The organism is Thauera terpenica 58Eu, assembly GCF_000443165.1.
GTDB classification, from domain to species: domain Bacteria; phylum Pseudomonadota; class Gammaproteobacteria; order Burkholderiales; family Rhodocyclaceae; genus Thauera; species Thauera terpenica.
This window is the reverse complement of the sequence record NZ_ATJV01000105.1, coordinates 1-3,241: the sequence shown is the minus strand read 5'-3', so window position 1 is coordinate 3,241 and position 3,241 is coordinate 1. Positions and strand designations below refer to the sequence as shown.

Here is a 3,241-nt window from a genome sequence, read left to right as displayed (position 1 = left end):
CCCCCCCCCCCCCCAGCGTCTCGACCCGATCCACTGCCGCCGTTGAGCTCTCAGGGAAGCTGTCACTCAACGTTGGAATTCAGCGGCTGCCGTAGGCAGTCCGCTGGAATGACTTGTTGAACGAAGCCGCTACGCGGAGAGGTCGCCCACCCGGACCCCACGAACTATTCTGCATGACGGCCCCATCGCGGTGATGGCGCTGATTCTGCACGACTTCGTGAGGAGCGACCAGCATGACGACGAGCTTTCCAGCGCACTTTGCCCGCCAGTACGACAGCCATCTCAAGCACCTGAAGTTGAAGGGTCTGCAGCCCAAGACCATCGACGCCTACGCCCGCGCCATCCGGCGCCTGGGCGCGTATTTCGACTACCGCATCGAGGCGCTCACCGAGGCGCAACTCACCGAGTATTTCAGCGACCTCATCGGCACCCACTCGTGGAGCGCGGTCAAGCTCGATCTGTACGGTCTGAAGTTCTTCACCACGCATGTGCTCAAGAAGCCGTGGGCGATGCCCGACCTGATCAAGCCGCCCAAGACGCAGCGCTTGCCCGACATCGTCACGGTCGATGAGGCGCAGCGGCTGTTCCTGGCCACGCGGGTGCTGAGCTATCGGGTGTTCTACTTCACCCTCTACAGTCTCGGCCTGCGGCTGGGCGAGGGCCTTGCGCTCACGGTGGCCGACATCGACGCCGAGCGCATGCGCGTGCAGGTGCGCGATGCCAAGGGCAACCGCGACCGCTTGGTGCCGCTGCCGCAGGCCACGCTCGCGGTGCTGCGCCGGTTCTGGCTGACGCACCGTCACCCCGAACTGCTCTTCCCCAATCGCAGCGCGGGCCTCAAGGGCGCGCAGCGGGCGAGCTCGCCGCTTGATCGCGGCGGCGTCCAGCTCACCTTGCGCAAGGTCGCCACCGCGTGCGGGCTAAAAAAAAGATCACCCCTCACAGTTTGCGCCACAGCTATGCCACGCACCTGATCGAGCAGGGCGTCGATCTGCTGGAAGTCCAGAAGATCCTCGGCCACCATTCCATCCTCACCACCGCCCGCTACACCCACCTCACCAGCCACACCACCGAATCGGCACGAACCCGCATCGATGCCCTGATGCAGCACTTCACCCTGGACTGGGGGACGGTCCGGTGATCACGCTCGCGCAGATCATCGAGCGCTTCGAGCCCGACTATCGCGCTCGCTACGGCCACACCCTGGGCCCAGAACGCGCCCAAGCGTTGCGGGCAATGCTGTGTTGCCGCAGCCGCATGGCCCCGCAACTGCTCGCGGCCTGCCCCGAGTGCGCCGAGCAACGGCTCATCCCGCACTCGTGCGGGCACCGGCTCTGTCCGCACTGTCAGCATCACGAGGGCGAACAATGGCTCGAGCGCCAACGGCGTCTGCAGGTGCCCGCCGAGTATTTCCTGCTCACCTTCACCTTGCCCGCTGAGCTGCGTGCACTGGCCGCACGGCACGCGAAGTGCGTCTACGGCGCTCTCTTCTCCGCCGCCTGGAGCACGGTGCGGACCTTCTGCCGCACCGACCGCCAGCTCAAGGGCGAGGCCGGGGCGGTGGCGGTGCTACACACCCACTCGCGCCGGCTCGACCTGCATCCACACGTGCATCTGGTCATGCCCGGCGCGAGCCTGGATGCGCGGAGCCGACGCTGGCGCACGAAGAGCGGCTATCTCTTCAGCCACAAGGCGCTCGCGAAGGTGTTTCGCGCCAAGTTGCTGGCGGCGCTCGCGCAGGCTGGCCTCCATCCGGCCGAGCCGTTGCCGGGGAAATGGGTGGTCGACTGCAAGCGTGTCGGCAACGGCGAGAAGGCCCTCGTTTATCTGGGTCGTTACCTCTATCGCGGCGTGATCCGCGAGGCCGACCTCCTCGCCTGCGATCACGACGGCAGCGGCCAGGTCAGCTTCCGCTACCGCGACAGCCAGAGCGGGGAAAGCAAGGTCCGCACGCTGCCCGGTGCCGACTTCCTGCGCCTGCTGCTGCAACACGTCCTGCCCAAGGGGTTTCGGCGGGCAAGGAACTACGGCTTCCTGCATCCGAACAAGAAGGGCCTGATCGCCCTGCTGCATCTCGTGCTCAGGATCGCACCCCGCCCGCCAACGCCGCACAAACCCCGGCCGGCGTTTGCCTGCCCTTGCTGCGGCAAGCCGATGCGGATCCTGCGGCGGCGACTTCCGCCGATGGCGGTCAGCCGACCCGATTCGATGCAGGCAACGGAGACGGCCGTGTAGGCCTGCGCCTTCGCCACGACGGTGCGCCTCACCAGCGCCACGGCCGCGCTCGGCCCGAAAGTGCCGAAAAACGGCCGATGAACGCGAAATTGCGGGCATCAGCCGGCCTCAGGCGCTGATTCCGGCGTCACCCGCTCATTGAGCGGGCCTACCGGCCCGATTCCGGGCTCGGGAACAAAAAGCTATTTCCAGGGAGACGGACCGGGCTTGTTCAACAACCGGTTCAGATCGTGGCTCGCTTCGCGATCACGATCTAACCTTAATCGTTAGGCAACAACTCCACTGCCTATGGGTTTATAGCGGATTTACTTAGGTTGGTACTCCAATGATGAATGGTGAAGGTTAATGCGCAAATTTCCCGCATCGTCTTTAACGTAACCCCACGTTTTGTCAACGGTAGTCACTTTCCCATTTTTATCTGTGAAGTGAACTTTCCCCATAGTAATTGCGCTATTGCCATCAAGAAAAATAGCAGAAGTGACAGGCTCACATTTTTTCCAGCCTTTTAGAGCAAAACCTGTGTCGGCAGGGAAGGATGGGTCACCGCCAACGAAATAAGATAGCGCACCGGCACGTGTGGGGCGAAATGTTTGAGGGTTCACCGTGAGCGTAGGCTTAAAGAGTACTGCGCCCATTTGGTAGGCGTAAGCGGAATCTATGACTTTCTCGGCCAATGCTCTCGCTGCTACTTTTCCATCCTTTTCGTATGCGGCGTTGATATCAAGAAGAGCAGCACACCATGCTTGCTGAGCTGTTAATGCTTCCTTCTCTGTTACTGCCTGATTTACAACGATGGGCTCGTTTGCGTTCGCAATATTTGAGGTAAGTGCGACTAATGCTGTTAATGCTACAAGTTTGACTTTCATAGTTGGGAGACCTCTGGGTTGAAAGAATTGGATTGTTGCGTGTTTGACTGTGCCTAACGAATAGGGTTTATCCCTCGCGCCGCAAGCGCCGTTCAGTGCGCGGGCGCCTGCCGCGAGGGATAAGCCTTGTTGAACTGAAC

Annotated in this window: 2 protein-coding genes and 1 pseudogene; 2 read left to right on the top strand and 1 reads right to left on the bottom strand. The window is 62.0% G+C overall.

The window, feature by feature from the left end; translation table 11 throughout:
* The first annotated feature begins 233 nt into the window (after positions 1-233).
* Positions 234-1,141 (top strand): annotated as a pseudogene (locus M622_RS37740) (tyrosine-type recombinase/integrase).
* The gene (locus M622_RS37730) at positions 1,138-2,235 is read left to right on the top strand and encodes an IS91 family transposase (RefSeq protein ID WP_021250914.1); all 1,098 of its coding nucleotides are present in this window, start codon (positions 1,138-1,140) and stop codon (positions 2,233-2,235) included. Before M622_RS37740 ends, M622_RS37730 begins: the two are co-directional and overlap by 4 nt.
* Before the next feature lie 305 nt (positions 2,236-2,540).
* Here M622_RS37730 and M622_RS39975 read toward each other — a convergent pair.
* The coding region (locus tag M622_RS39975; RefSeq protein WP_217995341.1) for a metal-independent carbonic anhydrase family protein at positions 2,541-3,241 on the bottom strand (701 nt) is incomplete at its 5' end.